This is a genomic window from Pantoea sp. Mb-10, assembly GCF_021272205.1.
GTDB lineage: Bacteria > Pseudomonadota > Gammaproteobacteria > Enterobacterales > Enterobacteriaceae > Pantoea.
The window spans coordinates 168,441-186,075 of the sequence record NZ_JAJSDX010000002.1 but is presented as its reverse complement, the minus strand read 5'-3'; the positions used below and the strand labels follow the sequence as shown (position 1 = coordinate 186,075).

The window sequence follows — 17,635 nt, the reverse complement described above, 5'->3', positions numbered from 1 at the left end:
CTGTAACAGTTTTATATATCGTTTAGGGATTTCAAAGTAAAAAAAAGCATAAGGGGAGAGGGCTTTGCCACAGGCCGTGGCGGGGCTTTAGCCGCAGGCAGCGGCTGGGTGCTTTTGCCGCAGGCAGCGGCTGGGTGCTTTCTCGCTGGCGCGATGCACGGTGCATCTTTCGTTCGCCATGGCAATGGCAGGTGCCTTTGCCACAAGCCGTGGCGGGGCTTTAGCCGCAGGCAGCGGCTGGGTGCTTTTGCCGCAGGCAGCGGCAGGTGCTTTTGCCGCAGGCAGCGGCTGGGTGCTTTCTCGCTGGCGCGAAGCTCGGTGCCTCTTTCGTTCGCCACAGGCTGTGGCAGGTGCCTTTACCGCGTTGCGGCGACCGAGCAGAGGGCGCCAGGCCGCGCCCTCTGCACTCCCCGGCCCTGCGCCAGCCCCACTCGCCGCTGCGCGGTGCCTTCACTCCCTCAGCCTTCCTGACGGACCGGCGTCGATTCGCTCCTGCTCAACGCCGCCTTTCGCCGCATCCATGCGGCTCATCCTGGAAAGCCTCACTCGTTCAGCGAGTGGGGATGGCGCTATCAACCCCCGCTGCAAGCCATGACTTTTTTCGCAGCCGCCGCGCGGCGGGAAGATTTTTAAGGTGCGCTCAGGCTGCGCTGCGTTAAGTAAAACCTTTCTTTCGCGTTTTTTGTCTTTAGACGCCAGTGCGTGGCTGAAAGACTTTTAAATAACATCCCGCCCGCGCGGTGTTAACCAGAAGCCGTTTCAATCTTGTGTTTCTGTCTTCTGTTTTTTCAGCCAGCCACCGTCTTTGCAAACTGGCTTGCAGCCCCCAGACAACACCACATAGAAAAAAAGAAAAAGGCTTTTAAAGGCGCGGGTGTTGAGCGCCATCCGGAGCGCCGAACGGAGCGTGACGGCCAGGACGAAGCGGCAGGGATGCCGCTGAGAGCGCGGAATGAGCCAGGGATGGCGAATCCGCGCGGTCCGTGAGGCCGTTGCGGCGGAGTGAGGGAACAGCGCAGGCTGGCGCAGGGCGCGGATTGCAAAGGGCCGCGCCTTCGGCCCTTTGCCCGTACGCCGCAGCGGGGCGGCTGCAACTCCCGCAGGGTTAGCGGGCGGAACCCGCTCAGAGCAATGCCGACTGAGCGGCCGGAACCCACGCAGAGTCAGGCCAGCGCAGCGGTCAACGCGCAAGCCCGCGCAACTAAAGACCGGCATAGCGGGTCGGAACCCGCGCAGAACCGGCCCTTTGCCCGTACGCCGCAGCGGGGCGGCTGCAACTCCCGCAGGGTTAGCGGGCGGAACCCGCTCAGGGTTCAATAAAGACCGGCTGAGCGGCCGGACCCCGCTCACAATTCACCGGCAGTTGAGCGGGCCGGACCCCGCTCACGATATCCCGGCGTGGCGGGCCGGACACCCGCCGCGCCTTGCCAGCGCTCTGGCCCCCTCCCCTTATTTCTCCCACACGAGCTGGGAAAGCTTCCACGTCTTCAGCGTCTCATCCGAGGGCATCAACCCGGTTGGACCGTGCCACTCGCCGCTGTACACATAGGAAATATGCTGGCTACCCGGCGCGCGGCACACCACGTCACGCGCTTCCGTGCCAGACAACATTTTGCAGTTGTTAAATGCCTTACTGAATTTCGCGCTGAACGGATCGCCAAGTTTACTGCCGTCCGCGCTTTTCGCGCGCTCATCGGTTACCGCGATGCGCGCCACGCTGGATTGGCCGCTGATCTGCAGCTTCACTTTGCCATCGTCGAGCGCCTGCCAGAAATCTTCCACCTGCCCGTTCTGGGTACGCATGCCTTGACGCAGCTGATAATCACCGTCAAGCGCGCGCTCGATGGCGGCTTCCGTCATGGGCGTGCTGCCGTTCAGGCCCGCCACGCCCTGTTCGCTCACCGTCAGCGATGAGCCAAACCAGTGCAGCGGGTTAAGCGCCGACCAGTGATAGCTCAGCGGGTTATACCAGTGACTTTCACTGGCGCTGGAAGAGGAGGACGAACTGGCGCAACCGGCCAGCAGCATGGCACTGGCGAGCAGAGCGGGACCAACAACTTTCATGAACACTCCTTGATGTGATTGCCGAATAGCGTGCCTGTTGGAGTCGTAATGGGGCAAAAAGTTTAGACCAATGACGCAGACGCAGGCAGAAAGCAGTCGCGCAGGCGGCGATGCGTAAGCAGCGCCCACAATGCCAGCCCATCAAACAGCATCAGTAAGAGCGGCAGCGGTGACGTCGCACTCTCATCGCCGCTAACGTCGATTGCCTGCGCAATCACACTCACCAGGAATGAAACGCCCAGCACATAGCGCCAGCCTGACCAGAGTCGCGGCCAGCGCTGGCGGTAGCCGGTGAGCAGCAGCCCGGCGGCGGCAGGCACTCCCAGCGCCAGCCCCAGCCAAAAGGCGTGGGCATCGGGATAAAACAGCGCCAGCAGATCGCTGCCCTGCTGGCGAGAGGCTCCCGCCATCACCAGCAGTAGCCAGGTGCGCGCCTGTAGCACCAGGATCAGCCAGAAAAAAAACGGCAGCCGCAGCTGCCCTTTCGCATCGTAATCTTCTGGCATGTAGTTCAACCGCGTCATGGCGGCTTAATACTCGCGATCTTCAATTAGCCGTTTGCCCAACAGCATCGAATCGACCGGCTCATAATCCAGCTTTTCATAGAACGCGATCACCTGATCGTTCTCTTCACGCACCATCAGGTTAATTTTGGGGCAGCCGCGCGCAATCAGCTTTTTCTCCAGGCGGTTCATCAGCGCATTGGCAAAGCCGCGCCCCTGGTAATCCGGGTGCACGGCCAGGTAATAGGCCGCGCCGCGGTGGCCGTCGTAACCGCCCATTAGCGTCCCCACAACTTCGCCGCCCACTTCTGCCACCAGAAACAGCTCGGGGTCGTGGTTCATTTTGCGCTCAATATCCAGTTCCGGATCGTTCCACGGACGTAACAAATCGCAACGCTCCCAGAGCGTAATTACTTCTTCAAAATCTTCCTGGCGGAAAGATCGGATTTCCATCAACCTTACCCTGCTAGTAGGCACAATTCGCTGATTATCACGCATTCTTTGCCCGGTGCAACCCTCTCGCCACGCAATGGCGGAAAAAAGCGGCGAACATGCTGTTAGCGGGTGGAAATACAATTTAATGGGCTGAAATAGTTCGCTCGTCGCTCCGCGCCACCGGTTAGGCTATAACACGGTCAGGATTTTTATCAGGGATATCAAATGACAACCATTTCATTGCTGAAACGGCTCACCAATCGCCGCCAGCTGATTCTTTCCGGCCTGGCGCTGGCGGTGCTGTCGCCGCGCGGCGTTCAGGCCGAAGAGGCGCGCTCGTCGCTGCGCACGCGCGCAACGCCCCCTAAACCTGCGTCAAACGGTAAACACATCGTGATGCTCGACCCTGGCCACGGCGGCATTGACTCCGGTGCGGTGGGCGAAGAGGGATCGGAAGAGAAACATGTGGTGCTGGCCATTGCGGAGACGGTGCGCTCCCTGCTGCGTGAGCATCCCAAGGTCGAGGCGCGCTTAACGCGCGAAAGCGATCATTTTATTCCCCTGTATCAGCGCGTGGAGATTGCCCATCAGCACGGGGCCAGCCTGTTTATGTCGATTCACGCCGACGGCTATACCAGCCCAGACGCCAACGGCGCTTCGGTGTTTGCCCTGTCCAATCGCGGTGCCAGCAGCGCCATGGCGCGCTATATGTCACAGCGTGAAAACGATGCCGATAAAGTGGGCGGCGTGGCGGTGCAGGAAAAAGATAACTATCTGAACCAGATCCTGTTTGATCTGGTGCAAACCGATACCATCCGTAACAGCCTGACGCTGGGCAAACACGTGCTGGATCATATTCGTCCGGTGCATCACTTACACAGCCAGCATACCGAGCAGGCGGCATTCGCCGTACTTAAATCCCCGTCTATTCCTTCTGTACTGGTGGAGACGTCATTTATTACTAATCCTCGCGAGGAGCAGCTACTCGGCACAACCGCGTTCCGCCAAACGATCGCCAGCGCGATTGCCAATGGCATCATTAAGTACTTTGACGAATACGATCGGCGTCAGGCTTAACCGCGTGCTGTGCTAGAATCGCGAAAATTTTCTGGAGTGAGGCGCCCCATGAGCAATCCCGATATTTCGCGCGTTAAGGCTTTTTTACTCGCGCTGCAAGATGACATTTGCCGCCAGATCGCGGCCGCCGATGGCCAGGCGACGTTTGCGGAAGATGACTGGCAGCGCCCAGGCGGCGGCGGCGGACGCAGCCGCGTGCTGCGTAACGGTGCGGTATTTGAGCAAGCCGGCGTCAATTTCTCGCACGTGTACGGCGACCAGATGCCAGCATCCGCAACCACGCATCGCCCTGAACTGGCCGGACGCAGCTTTGAGGCGATGGGCGTGTCGCTGGTGATCCATCCTGAAAACCCTTACATCCCCACCAGCCACGCTAACGTGCGCTTCTTTATTGCCGAGAAGCCGGGCGAGGATCCGGTGTGGTGGTTCGGCGGCGGCTTTGATATGACGCCCTACTACGGTTTCGAAGAGGATGCGCGCCATTGGCATCAAACCGCGTTTGATCTCTGCCAGCCCTTTGGCGAGGATGTCTATCCCCGTTACAAAAAGTGGTGCGATGACTATTTCCACCTTAAGCACCGCAACGAACAGCGCGGCATCGGCGGCATTTTTTACGATGATATGAACACCCCTGACTTTGACCACTGCTTCGCCTTTATGCAGGCGGTGGGCAATGGCTACCTTGATGCCTATCTGCCGATCGTCGCGCGGCGCAAAACCCTCCCGTGGGGCGAGCGCGAGCGCGAGTTCCAGCTTTACCGCCGCGGTCGCTACGTGGAGTTTAATTTGGTCTGGGACCGCGGCACGCTGTTTGGTCTGCAAACCGGTGGTCGCACTGAATCGATTTTGATGTCACTGCCACCGCTGGTGCGCTGGGAATACAGCTACGCGCCGGAACCGGGATCGCCCGAAGCGGCGTTATATACCGATTTCCTCGCCGTGCGGGATTGGGTGTGAGCGGGGGCCGGCCGCTCAGCCGGTTGATGGTGAGCGGGGTCCGGCCCGCTATGCCGGTATGTAGTACACACTGAGCGGGTTCCGCCCGCTAACCGCACGGCAGTTTCATCCGCCCCGCTGCGGCGTACGGGCAAAGGGCCGGTTCTGCGCGGGTTCCGACCCGCTATGCCGGTCTTTAGTTGCGCGGGCTCGCGCGTTGACCGCTGCGCTGGCCTGACTCTGCGTGGGTTCCGGCCGCTCAGTCGGCATTGCTCTGAGCGGGTTCCGCCCGCTAACCCTGCGGGAGTTGCAGCCGCCCCGCTGCGGCGTACGGGTAAAGGGCCGAAGGCGCGGCCCTTTGCAATCCGCGCCCTGCGCCAGCCTCCGCTGTTCCCTCACTCCGCCGCGCCAGCCTCACGGACCGCGCGGATTCGCCATCCCTGGCTCATGCCGCCCTCTCAGCGGCATCCCTGCCGCTTCGTCCTGGCCGTCACGCTCCGTTCGGCGCTCCGGATGGCGCTCAATACCGCCGCCTTTAAGAGCCTTTTTCTGTTTTTTGTCTGGTGTTGTCTGGGCGGCCGTAAACGGGTCTGCGAAAACAATAGCTGGCTGAAAAAACAGAAAACACATGGAAGAAACGGTTTCTGGTTAACATCCCCGCGGGCGGGATGGTACTTAAAAGTCTTTCAGCCACGCACTGGCGTCTAAACGCAAAAAACGCGAAAGATGGATTTTGCTTAACGCCGCGCGGTGCGGACGCACCTTAAAAATCTTCCCGCCGCGCGGCGGCTGCGAAAAAAGTCATGGCTTGCAGCGGGGGTTGATAGCGCCATCCCCACTCGCTGAACGAGTGAGGCTTTCCAGGATGAGCCGCATGGATGCGGCGAAAGGCGGCGTTGAGCAGGAGCGAATCGACGCCGGTCCGTCAGGAAGGCTGAGGGAGTGAAGGCACCGCGCAGCGGCGAGCGGGGCTGGCGCAGGGCCGGGGAGTGCAGAGGGCGCGGCCTGGCGCCCTCTGCTCGGTCGCCGCAGCGCGGCAAAGGCACCTGCCAGTGCCAGTGGCGAACGAAATTTGCACCGTGCAGCGAGGGAGCTTCGCCGCTGCCTGCGGCATAAGCCCGCCGCTGCCTGCGGCGAAAGCCCCGCCACGGCTTTGTGGCAAGGCCAACAGGCGCGGTCAGGCGCCCCTTACAACGGTTCTGTCTGCGCCTCCACTACCGCGAGCGCCACCATATTCACAATCCGCCTTACTGATGCAATGCGCGTCAGTACGTGCACTGGCTTGCTGATCCCCATCAGCACTGGGCCGACGGTTACGCCCTCAGAGCAAGAGACGCGTAGCAGGTTATAACTGATTCGCGCCGCCTCCACGTTCGGCATGATCAGCAGATTCGCGGTGCCTTTCAGCGGGCTGTCGGGCATGAGTTCGCGGCGGATACTCTCCACCAGCGCCGCATCGCCGTGCATCTCGCCATCGACCTCAAGCTCGGGCGCGCGCCGTTGGATCAGCGCCAGCGCGTCGCGCATTTTCTGCGCACCGGGCGCGTTTGACGTCCCGAAGCTGGAGTGCGACAGCAGGGCGACGCGCGGCTCTATGCCAAACCGCCGTACCGTCTCGGCCGCTAACAGCGTGATATCCGCCAGCTGCTCCGCGCTGGGGTCCTCATTGACGTAGGTGTCAGCGATGAAGGTATTCCCGCTGGGCAGCAGCAGCGCATTCATCGCGCCCGCCACCTTCACGTCGTCGCGTAAGCCAAAAACCTTCTCCACGACGTCATAATGTTCACGGTAGTCACCAATGGTGCCGCAAATCAGCGCGTCCGCTTCACCGCGCAGTACCATGATGGCACCAATCAGCGTTGGGTTGCCGATCACCGCCCGCTGCGCCATTTCCGGCGTCATGCCGCGCCGCTTCATGATCTGGTAATACTCATTCCAGTACGCCTTGAAGCGCGGGTCGGACTCATTATTCACAATCTCAAAATCCTTCCCGGCTTCGATCTTCAATCCCTGCTTTTGTAGGCGCATCGCAATCACATTGGGGCGGCCGATCAATATCGGCTTCGCCAGCCCCAGCGAAACCAGCTCCTGTGTAGCGTGTAACACCCGTACCTCTTCTCCCTCTGCCAGCACCACACGTTTAGGCGCCTTACGCGCCTGGGAGAAGATCGGTTTCATAAACAGGTTGGTTTTATAGACGAACTCCGTGAGCTGCTCACGGTAGGCATCAACGTCGGCAATCGGCCGCGTCGCGACGCCGGAATCCATCGCGGCTTGCGCCACCGCCGGCGCAATTTGCACAATCAGACGCGGATCAAACGGCTTGGGAATCAGATAATCCGGGCCAAAACTCAGCTCTTGATCGTCATACGCTGATGCCACGACGTCGCTCTGCTCCGCCTGCGCCAGCGCGGCAATCGCCCGCACGGCTGCCAGCTTCATCGCTTCATTAATGGCGGTAGCGCCCACGTCCAACGCGCCGCGAAAAATAAACGGGAAACAGAGCACATTGTTCACCTGGTTAGGAAAATCAGAGCGGCCGGTACAGATAATGGCATCGGGGCGCACCTGTTTTGCCAAGGGCGGCATGATTTCCGGTTCGGGATTGGCCAGCGCCAAAATCAGGGGATCGGGTGCCATTTTCGCCACCATCTCCGCCGTTAACGCTTTGGGACCTGAGCAGCCAAGAAAAATGTCGGCGCCGCCGATCACCTCATCCAGCGTGCGCGCACCGTTATCCTCAATGGCGTAGGCCGCTTTGGTTGACGCCATATCGGCCTCGCGATCGCGGTAAATCACGCCCTTTGAGTCACACACCACAATGTTGCGCTGCTGCAAGCCCAGCGCCACCAGCAGATTCAGGCAGGCAATGGCCGACGCGCCTGCGCCTGATACCACTAGCCGTACGTCGCTGATGGCTTTTTTTACAATGGTGAGGCCGTTCAGCACCGCAGCGGTGCAGATAATCGCGGTGCCATGCTGGTCGTCATGAAACACCGGTATGTTCATGCGCTCGCGCAGTTGCTGCTCAATGTAAAAGCATTCGGGCGCTTTGATATCTTCAAGGTTGATGCCGCCGAAGGTGGGCTCCAGCGCAGCGATCACTTCAATGAGCTTATCGGGATCGTGCTCGTCGATTTCGAGGTCAAACACATCAATGCCGGCAAACTTTTTGAACAGTACGCCCTTTCCTTCCATCACCGGCTTGCCCGCCAGCGCCCCGATATTGCCGAGGCCTAATACCGCCGTGCCGTTGGAGATCACCGCCACCAAGTTACCGCGTGCGGTGTATTGGTGTGCGGCCAGCGGATTGGCGGCAATCTCCAGACAGGGCGCGGCCACGCCGGGCGAATAGGCCAACGCCAGATCGCGCTGCGTCGCCAAGGGCTTGGTGGGAGAAACCTGAATCTTTCCCGGAGTGGGATACTGGTGGAAATCGAGTGCGCTTTGCTTCAGTTGATCGTCCATTGGGCATCCTATGGCTCGGCTGAAAAGGCACCAGTATAAGGAGACCGACGCGCCAGGAGAGTGAAGATGCTCAAAGATCACACAGCCAAGGCTGCACAGTTCGTCACGGCTTCGCCTGCGGCTTTGGCGCAGCCTGCTATCCTTAGGGATGGTATAAAAAAGAGCTGAAACGTTTAGGCAGTCTCCTCTCTTACAAACGCGCCCTGACGCCACAATCAGAGAAAACGCATTTTCTTCATGATGTGACTGTTGCACTGTGTTGAACCGGCATGAGGCCGGGACGCAACGAGGCCCACGGCTGCCAGTGCGGCTCTTTTGCCCCCTTTATTGCTATTCAAGGAGTTAAGCGATGAACCAGCTAGACGCATTAAAACAGTTCACCACCGTGGTGGCCGACAGCGGTGATATTGAATCCATCCGCAATTATCATCCCGAAGATGCCACTACCAACCCTTCTCTTATCCTGAAAGCCGCCGGTCTGGAAGGCTATAAGCATCTTATTGATGACGCCATCGACTATGCGAAAAAGCAGGGCGGCAGCAAAGAGACGCAAATCATTAATGCCAGCGACAAGGTGGCAATCAATCTCGGTATGGAAATTCTGAAAAGCGTACCGGGCCGTGTTTCGACCGAAGTGGATGCGCGCCTCTCTTTCGATCGTGGCATGTGTGTGACCAAAGCGGAAAAGCTCGTGCGTCTGTATGAAGAGTATGGCATCGATCGCTCACGCATCCTGATCAAACTGGCATCAACGTGGGAAGGCATCAAGGCCGCCGAGGAGCTGGAAAAAAATGGCATCCACTGCAACCTGACGCTGCTGTTTTCATTCGCCCAAGCGCGCGCCTGCGCAGAGGCCGGTGTGTTCCTGATCTCGCCGTTTGTCGGCCGCATCTATGACTGGTACAACACGCGCAAACCGCTTGACCCTTACGTGGTGGATGAAGATCCGGGCGTGAAATCCGTGCGTCGCATCTATGACTACTACAAAAGACACCGCTACAACACCATCATCATGGGTGCCAGCTTCCGCAAAGTAGAGCAAATTGTCGCGCTGGCAGGCTGCGATCGCCTGACCATTTCGCCAAACCTGCTGGAAGAGCTGGCCAACAGCGACGCCCCGGTTGAACGCAAACTCACGCCATCGACGGAAGGTTTTCATCAGCCGGCCCCGCTGTCTGAAGCAGAGTTCCGCTGGGAACACAATCAGGACCCGATGGCGGTAGAAAAACTCTCTGACGGTATTCGCCAGTTTGCCGTGGATCAGCAGAAGCTGGAAGACGTGCTGGCGGCGCGTCTGTAAGTCACTTTTACCCAGGACGGGCGAATCCGCTCGTCCTCTGTGCCCCACCTTAGAAGGGAGAACCCTATGTCTTCACGCAGAGCGTTGGCGAACGCCATCCGTGCTTTAAGCATGGACGCGGTACAAAAAGCAAATTCCGGGCATCCGGGCATGCCAATGGGCATGGCGGATATCGCCGAAGTGCTATGGCGCGATTTTCTCAAGCACAACCCCACCAATCCAGCCTGGGCCGACCGCGACCGCTTTATTCTGTCGAACGGCCACGGATCGATGCTGCTTTACAGCCTGCTGCACCTGACCGGCTACGATTTGCCGATGGAAGAGTTGAAGAACTTCCGCCAGCTGCACTCTAAAACGCCGGGGCACCCGGAAATCGGCTACACGCCAGGCGTGGAAACCACCACCGGCCCGCTGGGCCAGGGCTTGGCCAATGCAGTGGGCCTGGCGATTGCAGAACGCACGTTAGCCGCGCAGTTCAACCAACCCGGCCATGAAATTGTCGACCACTTTACCTATGTGTTCATGGGCGATGGCTGCCTGATGGAAGGGATTTCTCACGAAGTGTGCTCGCTGGCGGGCACGTTGGGACTCGGCAAGCTGATTGGCTTCTACGATCACAACGGCATTTCTATCGATGGGGAAACGGAAGGCTGGTTTACTGACGATACCCATCAGCGTTTTGAAGCCTATAACTGGCACGTCGTGGGCAGCAAAGAAGGCATTGACGGACACGATCCGGACGCCGTCGCCGCTGCCATTAAAGAGGCGCAGAGCGTCACCGATAAGCCCTCGCTGATTATCTGCCGCACGGTAATCGGATTTGGATCACCGAACAAGGCCGGTAAAGAGGAGTCGCACGGCGCTGCGCTGGGTGACGACGAGATCGCGTTAACGCGCAAGCAGCTGGGTTGGGATTATCCGCCATTCGAGATCCCGGACGATATCTATCAGCAGTGGGATGCCAAAGCCGCCGGTGAGCAGCAAGAGCAAGACTGGAACGCGAAGTTTGCCGCCTACCAGCAGGCACATCCCGCACTGGCCGCCGAGTTCCAGCGTCGCCTGAACGGCGAAATGCCGGCTGACTGGGAAAGCGAAACGGCGAAGTTCATCAGCGAACTGCAGGCGAATCCGCAAAAGATCGCCAGCCGCAAAGCGTCGCAGAATACCCTGGAAGCCTTCGGCAAGATGCTGCCAGAGTTTCTCGGCGGATCGGCTGACCTGGCCCCCAGCAACCTCACGATCTGGTCGGGATCTAAATCGCTGAAAGACGACGCTGCGGGTAACTATATCCACTATGGCGTGCGCGAGTTTGGTATGACGGCCATCGCGAACGGTATCGCGCACCACGGCGGGTTTGTGCCGTATACCGCGACCTTCCTGATGTTCGTGGAATACGCGCGCAACGCAGCGCGCATGGCCGCCTTGATGAAAGCGCGGCAAATCATGGTCTACACCCACGACTCCATCGGCTTGGGTGAAGATGGCCCAACGCACCAGCCGGTAGAGCAGCTGGCGAGCCTGCGTCTGACGCCGAACTTTAGCACCTGGCGCCCGTGCGATCAGGTGGAGACCGCCGTGGCCTGGAAAGCGGCGATTGAACGTCATCACGGCCCCACCGCCCTGATCCTGTCGCGCCAGAACCTGCTGCAGCCCGAGCGCAGTCAGGCGCAGGTGGAGAACATCGCACGCGGCGGTTACGTGCTCAAAGATTGCGCGGGCACGCCGGACGTGATTCTGATCGCCACGGGCTCTGAGGTCGAAATCACGCTGGGTGCCGAAGCCAAACTCAGCGCCGACGGCCATAAAGTGCGCGTCGTATCGCTGCCAAGCACCGACGTGTTTGACAAGCAGGACGTCAGCTACCGCGAATCGGTCCTGCCCTCTACCGTGCGCGCACGCGTTGCGGTCGAGGCGGGCATCGCTGACTACTGGTACAAATACGTGGGCATTGACGGCAAAATTGTCGGCATGACCACCTTTGGCGAGTCTGCGCCGGCTGGCAAGCTGTTCCCGGCCTTTGGCTTCACGGTAGAGAACGTGGTGAGCCAGGCGGAGTCACTGCTTAAACCGGCCTAACCTCACGGCCCTTTCCCGCCGGGAAAGGGCCGTTTCGTTTCATAGCCTGATACAGAAAAAAACCTTATCTTCCCCCTTCCCGCTGCGCGCAAACTGATTACTATAAGCTTTTCTCAGATTCTGAATCCGGACGCTTTCCCGTTGAAAAATCGTACTCCTTTATTACTGGCCCTGCTGGCGTCGCTTCTGCCGTTCAAAAGCCAGGCACAGACCTCACCGAACCCGCTGCTGGCCTCGCAGATCGTTGATCGTTATGCGGAACACATCTTTTATGGCAGCGGCGCGACCGGTATGGCGCTGGTGGCGATTGACGGCAACCAGCGCGTGTTTGCCAGCTTTGGCGAAACGCGCCCGGGCAATAATGTGCGTCCTCAGCAGGATTCGGTGATTCGCATCGCGTCCCTGAGCAAGCTAATGACCAGCGAAGTCATGGTAAAAATGGCTGAGCGCGGGCAAATTCGCCTCGACGATCCGCTGAGCAAATATGCCCCTGCCGGCGCGCGCGTCCCCACTTACAATGGCCAGCCCATTCGCCTGATTAACCTCGCCACCCACACCGCCAGCCTGCCGCGCGAGCAGCCAGGCGGCAGGCCGCAACGTCCGGTGTTCGTCTGGCCTACCCGCGCCGACCGCTGGCAGTGGCTGCAGCGTGCGCAGCTGAAAGCCACGCCCGGCACCCAAGCCGCCTACTCAAACCTTGGCTTTGATTTACTCGGGGACGCGCTGGCCAAAGCGGCAGGCATGCCCTATCCCTCCCTGCTGCAGCAGCTGGTGACCCGGCCGCTCGGCATGAAAGACACCACGTTTACGCCGTCGCCGGATCAGTGTCAGCGTTTGATGGTGGCGGAAAAAGGCGCCAGCCCCTGCAATAATACGCTGGCCGCCATTGGCAGCGGCGGCGTCTACTCTACGCCGGATGACATGGGCCGCTGGATGCAGCAGTTCCTGAATTCGGCAGTGAATCACCGCACACCGCAAATTGATCGCCTGCAGACGCTGATTTATCGCCGCGATCAGTTGACCAAAGTAGAAGGCATGGACGTGCCAGGTCGCGCCGATGCGCTCGGTATGGGCTGGGTTTACATGGGGCCGAAAGCAGGTCGCCCGGGCATTATCCAGAAAACCGGCGGCGGCGGCGGCTTCATCACCTATATGGCGATGGTACCGCAGCGCAACGTGGGCGTGTTTGTGGTGGTGACGCGTTCACCGCTCACGCGCTTTACGCCGATGAGCGATGGCGTGAATAATCTGCTGGCGGAACTGGTAGGCAATCAGAACGGATCGCCGATGATGGTACAAGCCATTCCCTGACAGGCGCGCCAGCACAAGCGCCGCGTTAACGTGACAGCGGCGCACTCTGCGGCTGGCTGACCCACAGGGTGGGCCAGTCATCGCTGCTGTGCCAGGCATCACAGGTCTTCTCTTCCGCATATTCTGCCAGCACAAACGTTTTACCGTCGTACTGCCAGCGCGTCGCGATGCCGCAATCCCCCAGCCCGCGCCCTTTACTAAAGGTATACAGCATGCCATTGCTGGCATCGAAATCTGCATTCATGAGTTCCAGCTGCGTATCACTGCGCGACGGCGGCGTAAACGGGAGCGTCAGCGTCAAACCGCGTGACATATAGGGCGGCGCGCGAGAGACTTCAAATGCTAAATCAACGACGTTATACGCCCCGGCCTCACAGCTCATCAGCAACAGCGCTTTGCTGTCGGAAAGCGGCGCGACGCTGACCTCGCGCCGCAGGGGATCGAGTGAACAGTTATCCGTGTTGATGCGCCACGTGCCGTAATCAATGAGCCCGGCTGCCTCATCATGGGTTAGCGGCGCGGGCGGCGGCAACGGCGCTGGAAGCGCGGGCAAGGCGGGCGGCGGTGGCACATCCCACTGGGCGCGGGTGCCGCGCTTGACCCATGCGCTGGCCCCGTTGACGCGACCCTGCACATCATCCATCAGCAGTAGCGCGGCTTTCATGCCGCGCAGTGACACCATGGCGCTGGGCTGGAACGTTAATTGCAGGTTGCTCGCATCCAGGGTTTGCGCCAAAAACTCGTCAATGGCAATCGCGTTGCTGGTCGCAAGATGATGCGGCTCCACCGTCCAATGCTTTAAATCGGGCGTCAGACGGCGCTGATCCAGTAATAAATTCTCTTTTAGCGTGCCGCCAGGCAGTTCTCCGCTGTAGCTGCTGCCATAGTCGATGCGCAGCAGCGGACGATCGTCAACGCCCGCATGACGCGAAATCGTCATGACTAACCCTTTGTCGCCAGGGAAACTCCGCGCCACGCAGAAGGCTGCATTATTGCAGGTGATTTGCCAGTCAGAAAACGCCTTTTGCAGTGGCTCAGCCTGAGCGCAGACGACGTAAAAAAAAGGCAATACATGCAGCGACTTCATCCAATATGACATCAACGAAAACCAATCCCCATTCCCGGAAAGAAAATAATAGCGCAACGTCAGCGCCGCTATCAGCGTGAAACTGTGAGCTAGCCCAAAGAGCCCGACTCACTGCTGAAAAAGCCGCCGTCTGGTAACGTCATAAGGTGGAAAAGTCAGCATTCATCATCGGTTTCACGCTTTTCACGCTCAATCGGATTCGTCGGACAAATCGTGCCGAAAGCAGACAGCGCATCGTAAAATGTCTGCGGCAAGTCTGATAGCCAAAGCCCCTGTATCATCGGCTTACCGTGTGGGTATCCCTCTCACGACGTCCGTTGATATGACCTTAACTCATCGTGTCATCGTTCTCACTGACTGATTTCCCTGAACTTTAACATCCTTACTCAGGGTACGCGCTTTTTGGTGGTGCCCCGCTCATCACCACTCCGCTGCGCGCTTTCTTAAATGAAGACCGCGTGAACGATACTACGTTATTTTCCATAACGGCTACTCGCCGCAAAAATACCCACACCCGCGTATTCTCTGAAAAAATAGCCCCCTCACCCAGCAGTGAATTACTCCAACATGTCCCTTTGGAAAAATAACCGGCGTGCAGTGGCGCGGTGCGCGTCAGCAATGCACCTCGTCCTGACGAGCCGGGCGACAAGATTGTGTGGAATGGCCAGATAGGGACGCAGGCGGGGTTGAAAGGCGGGGGCAAGAATGCCGCAGGCACCTTTGATCCCCAACGGGATGGGTTTTACCCCGTTCGAGGCGCCAATAACCGCCCGCTCTATAGCACTGAAATCAGTGAAAGCAGCCTGAATTCAAAGAGTAAGAAAGTGTACGCCAATAAAACGGGGCCTTCATTAATCATCCTTTAATGAAACCGGTGAGATCAAAAAACGCCAGGCAGAACGGGGACGAAGCGATGATTATCGTTATCAACCGCAGAGAAAAGGACGCTATTCCGGTGATAACGCGATGTCGTTTGCAAGCGCGAGCGGACCTGGATTATGACCGAACGGCGCCGGGCGCGCCGCGCGTTATCCTGCCCATTCGCTTGGCCACGTGCGGATCGTTTAGGCTTTTAACCAGCCGGCCAGTTGCGCATGCTGCAGTAAAATGACCGCTTTGCCGTCGCAAATCCGCCCATCTTTTACCCGCGCCATCGCCTCAGGAAACGACAGTTCAAGCACCGCGATCTCTTCATCATCTACGCCGCCGCCGGCGCTGGCGCGCATGGCTTCGCTGTATTCCGCAGCAAAAAAATGCACTTGCTCGGTAACGCCGCCGGGCGACATGTAAAGCGTAAACAGTTTTTCAACTTCCCCCACCTGATAGCCCGTCTCTTCAATGGCTTCTTTACGGATGCACGCTTCTGGGGTGTCGTGGTCCAGCAGCCCGGCACAGGTTTCGACCAGTTCTCCGCTGGCATTGCCGTTCAGGTAAGTGGCAATGCGAAACTGGCGGATCAGCAGTACGCTGTTTTTTGCACGGTTGTAGAGCAGGATGGTGGCACCATCACCTCGGTCGTAAACTTCACGTTTATGACGAATAACCTCGCCATTGGTGCGCGTGAGTTCGTAAGTAAGGTTACGCAGGATAAAGTAGTTATCTGACAGTAACTTATCTTTAATGATGGTGATTTTTAACGACATAGCCGCTCCACTACCGCATTGAGGGAGCCTGAAATAATAGGGCTATATACACAAGAAAACTATCCGAAATGTAAAGATGAACGGCCCCTTCGCGTGCCATTAGCAAGGCGGCTTGCGGGAGAACGCTGGGTAGGTTGCGGCAGATCGTAGAAAAAAAACGGGAGCACAGAGGCTCCCGTCAGGCAGAGACAGGACGATTAACGCGAGCCTTCTTCCGCCAGCGTTGACGCATCATCCTGATCGTCATGATGCTCGTGCTCTTTCATGGCTTCCGCGTGCACACGCTTGCGTACGCCAAACCAACCCAGCACCAGCAGCACCGCAATCAGCGGAATTGAGGCGATGGTGTAAGTGCCGTTCGGGTAGTCAAAGGCCATCAGCACCAGCACGCTCACCAGGAACAGCAGCGTCAGCCATGATGTCACTGGCGCCCACGGCAGTTTGAAGCTCACGTCTTCGGCTTTTCCCTCTTTAATGGCTTTGCGCAGGCGCATCTGGCACACCACAATAAAGCCCCATGAAGAGATAATCCCGAGCGAGGCCACATTCAGCACGATCTCAAAGACCTGAGACGGCACATAGTAGTTCAGCACCACGCCCACCACATACACCGCAATGGTCACAAGAATACCGGCGTAAGGCACCTGCTGCTTGCTCATTTTCGACATAAACTGCGGCGCGGAACCGCCCATCGACATGGAGCGCAGAATACGCCCGGTGGAATAGAGACCAGAGTTAAGGCTGGAGAGCGCGGCGCTGAGCACCACGATATTCATGATGCTCCCGACGTAAGGCACGCCCAACTTGGAGAAGAAGGTCACAAACGGACTCTGCCCCGCCTGGTAAGCGTTCCACGGCAGCAGCATCACCAGCAGCACCACCGAGCCGACATAAAACAGGCCAATACGCCAGATTACGCTGTTGATCGCTTTCGGCAGCATGGTTTTCGGGTCTTTACACTCCCCTGCAGCCGTACCGACCAGCTCGATCGAGGCAAAGGCAAAGACCACGCCCTGCACCAGCACCAGCGCGGGCAGCAACCCATGCGGGAACAGACCGCCGTTATCGGTGATCAGGTGGAAACCGGTGGCGTTGCCGTCCAGCGGTTTGCCGCTGCCAAGAAACACCACGCCCACGATCAGGAAGACGACGATCGCCAGCACCTTAACCAGCGCAAACCAGAACTCCATTTCAGCGAACCATTTCACGCCGATCATGTTCATGGTGCCAACAATAGCTAGCGCACCTAACGCAAAGACCCACTGCGGCACATCACCAAACGCCCCCCAGTAATGCATGTAAAGGGCAACGGCAGTGATATCAACGATGCCGGTCATCGCCCAGTTGACAAAATACATCCAGCCGGCAACGTAAGACGCTTTCTCGCCGAGAAATTCACGGGCGTAGGAGACGAAACTGCCGCTGGAGGGACGGTGCAGTACCAGTTCACCGAGCGCGCGGAGGATAAAGAAGGAGAAGATGCCGCACACCAGATAAACCAGCGCGAGTGCCGGACCGGCCATCTGCAAACGTGCACCCGCACCCAGAAACAGACCGGTGCCGATTGCGCCGCCGATGGCGATCATTTGTACCTGTCGGTTACCCATTGCTTTGTGGTAACCGGAGTCGTGGGAATTGAGCCAGCGTCTTTTCGCAGCGCGCTGTTCGGCTGCGGTTTTTTTAGTAGGTTTCATAGCTTTCCTGTTTGTCCTGACCATCAATCACCGCATGACCA

Annotated in this window: 12 protein-coding genes; 5 read left to right on the top strand and 7 right to left on the bottom strand. The window is 58.7% G+C overall.

All coding sequences use genetic code 11. The features are described 5' to 3' along the window. Nucleotides 1-1,449 precede the first annotated feature (1,449 nt). From LU196_RS04145 to LU196_RS04135, 3 genes are all read right to left on the bottom strand, one after another. Nucleotides 1,450-2,064 (bottom strand): RpoE-regulated lipoprotein, encoded by a 615-nt coding sequence (locus tag LU196_RS04145; RefSeq protein WP_232761556.1) that lies wholly within the window; start codon nucleotides 2,062-2,064, stop codon nucleotides 1,450-1,452. A gap of 62 nt (nucleotides 2,065-2,126) precedes the next feature. Continuing rightward, a complete protein-coding gene (locus LU196_RS04140) occupies nucleotides 2,127-2,588 on the bottom strand; it encodes a DUF2919 domain-containing protein (RefSeq protein ID WP_232761555.1) in 462 nt (153 codons plus the stop codon). 6 nt (nucleotides 2,589-2,594) lie between these two features. Continuing rightward, nucleotides 2,595-3,020 carry a GNAT family acetyltransferase gene (locus tag LU196_RS04135; RefSeq protein ID WP_232761554.1) on the bottom strand — a complete coding sequence of 142 codons (426 nt, stop codon included), beginning with the start codon at nucleotides 3,018-3,020 and terminating at the stop codon, nucleotides 2,595-2,597. A 207-nt stretch (nucleotides 3,021-3,227) separates the two neighbouring features. Here LU196_RS04135 and amiA point away from each other — a divergent pair, with 207 nt between their 5' ends. Beyond that, nucleotides 3,228-4,079 (top strand): N-acetylmuramoyl-L-alanine amidase AmiA, encoded by an 852-nt coding sequence (gene amiA, locus LU196_RS04130; protein ID WP_232761553.1) that lies wholly within the window; start codon nucleotides 3,228-3,230, stop codon nucleotides 4,077-4,079. Nucleotides 4,080-4,127: 48 nt separating this feature from the next. Then, nucleotides 4,128-5,036, top strand: a complete 909-nt coding sequence (gene hemF / locus LU196_RS04125) for an oxygen-dependent coproporphyrinogen oxidase (protein WP_232761552.1) — start codon at nucleotides 4,128-4,130, stop codon at nucleotides 5,034-5,036. A 1,167-nt stretch (nucleotides 5,037-6,203) separates the two neighbouring features. On the opposite strand, the gene maeB is transcribed toward hemF, so the two are convergent. Then, nucleotides 6,204-8,483, bottom strand: coding sequence for an NADP-dependent oxaloacetate-decarboxylating malate dehydrogenase (gene maeB, locus LU196_RS04120; protein ID WP_232760790.1), 2,280 nt, complete (start codon nucleotides 8,481-8,483; stop codon nucleotides 6,204-6,206). Between the two features lie 349 nt (nucleotides 8,484-8,832). Between maeB and tal the strand changes: the two genes are divergently transcribed. The 3 genes from tal (at nucleotide 8,833) to ampH (ending at nucleotide 13,170) form a co-directional block, all read left to right on the top strand. After that, the gene (gene tal / locus LU196_RS04115) at nucleotides 8,833-9,783 is read left to right on the top strand and encodes a transaldolase (RefSeq protein ID WP_232760791.1); all 951 of its coding nucleotides are present in this window, start codon (nucleotides 8,833-8,835) and stop codon (nucleotides 9,781-9,783) included. Nucleotides 9,784-9,849: 66 nt separating this feature from the next. Next, the gene (gene tkt, locus LU196_RS04110; protein WP_232760792.1) at nucleotides 9,850-11,859 is read left to right on the top strand and encodes a transketolase; all 2,010 of its coding nucleotides are present in this window, start codon (nucleotides 9,850-9,852) and stop codon (nucleotides 11,857-11,859) included. Nucleotides 11,860-12,000: 141 nt separating this feature from the next. Then, a complete protein-coding gene (ampH, locus tag LU196_RS04105) occupies nucleotides 12,001-13,170 on the top strand; it encodes a D-alanyl-D-alanine-carboxypeptidase/endopeptidase AmpH (protein ID WP_232760793.1) in 1,170 nt (389 codons plus the stop codon). 25 nt (nucleotides 13,171-13,195) lie between these two features. Here ampH and LU196_RS04100 read toward each other — a convergent pair whose 3' ends face one another. From LU196_RS04100 to ansP, 3 genes are all read right to left on the bottom strand, one after another. After that, nucleotides 13,196-14,269, bottom strand: a complete 1,074-nt coding sequence (locus LU196_RS04100; RefSeq protein ID WP_232760794.1) for a DUF1176 domain-containing protein — start codon at nucleotides 14,267-14,269, stop codon at nucleotides 13,196-13,198. 1,052 nt (nucleotides 14,270-15,321) lie between these two features. Beyond that, nucleotides 15,322-15,900, bottom strand: a complete 579-nt coding sequence (nudK, locus tag LU196_RS04095) for a GDP-mannose pyrophosphatase NudK (RefSeq protein WP_232760795.1) — start codon at nucleotides 15,898-15,900, stop codon at nucleotides 15,322-15,324. A gap of 197 nt (nucleotides 15,901-16,097) precedes the next feature. Further along, a complete protein-coding gene (ansP, locus tag LU196_RS04090; RefSeq protein ID WP_232760796.1) occupies nucleotides 16,098-17,594 on the bottom strand; it encodes an L-asparagine permease in 1,497 nt (498 codons plus the stop codon). Between the last annotated feature and the right edge of the window lie 41 nt (nucleotides 17,595-17,635).

Bases quoted from the DNA above. Each gene is read 5' to 3' on its own strand.
- nudK (WP_232760795.1), bottom strand. From the start codon at position 15,900: ATGTCGTTAAAAATCACCATCATTAAAGATAAGTTACTGTCAGATAAC.
- hemF (WP_232761552.1), top strand. From the start codon at position 4,128: ATGAGCAATCCCGATATTTCGCGCGTTAAGGCTTTTTTACTCGCGCTG.
- amiA (WP_232761553.1), top strand. From the start codon at position 3,228: ATGACAACCATTTCATTGCTGAAACGGCTCACCAATCGCCGCCAGCTG.
- LU196_RS04100 (WP_232760794.1), bottom strand. From the start codon at position 14,269: ATGTCATATTGGATGAAGTCGCTGCATGTATTGCCTTTTTTTTACGTC.
- maeB (WP_232760790.1), bottom strand. From the start codon at position 8,483: ATGGACGATCAACTGAAGCAAAGCGCACTCGATTTCCACCAGTATCCC.
- tal (WP_232760791.1), top strand. From the start codon at position 8,833: ATGAACCAGCTAGACGCATTAAAACAGTTCACCACCGTGGTGGCCGAC.
- ansP (WP_232760796.1), bottom strand. From the start codon at position 17,594: ATGAAACCTACTAAAAAAACCGCAGCCGAACAGCGCGCTGCGAAAAGA.
- tkt (WP_232760792.1), top strand. From the start codon at position 9,850: ATGTCTTCACGCAGAGCGTTGGCGAACGCCATCCGTGCTTTAAGCATG.
- LU196_RS04135 (WP_232761554.1), bottom strand. From the start codon at position 3,020: ATGGAAATCCGATCTTTCCGCCAGGAAGATTTTGAAGAAGTAATTACG.
- LU196_RS04140 (WP_232761555.1), bottom strand. From the start codon at position 2,588: ATGACGCGGTTGAACTACATGCCAGAAGATTACGATGCGAAAGGGCAG.
- LU196_RS04145 (WP_232761556.1), bottom strand. From the start codon at position 2,064: ATGAAAGTTGTTGGTCCCGCTCTGCTCGCCAGTGCCATGCTGCTGGCC.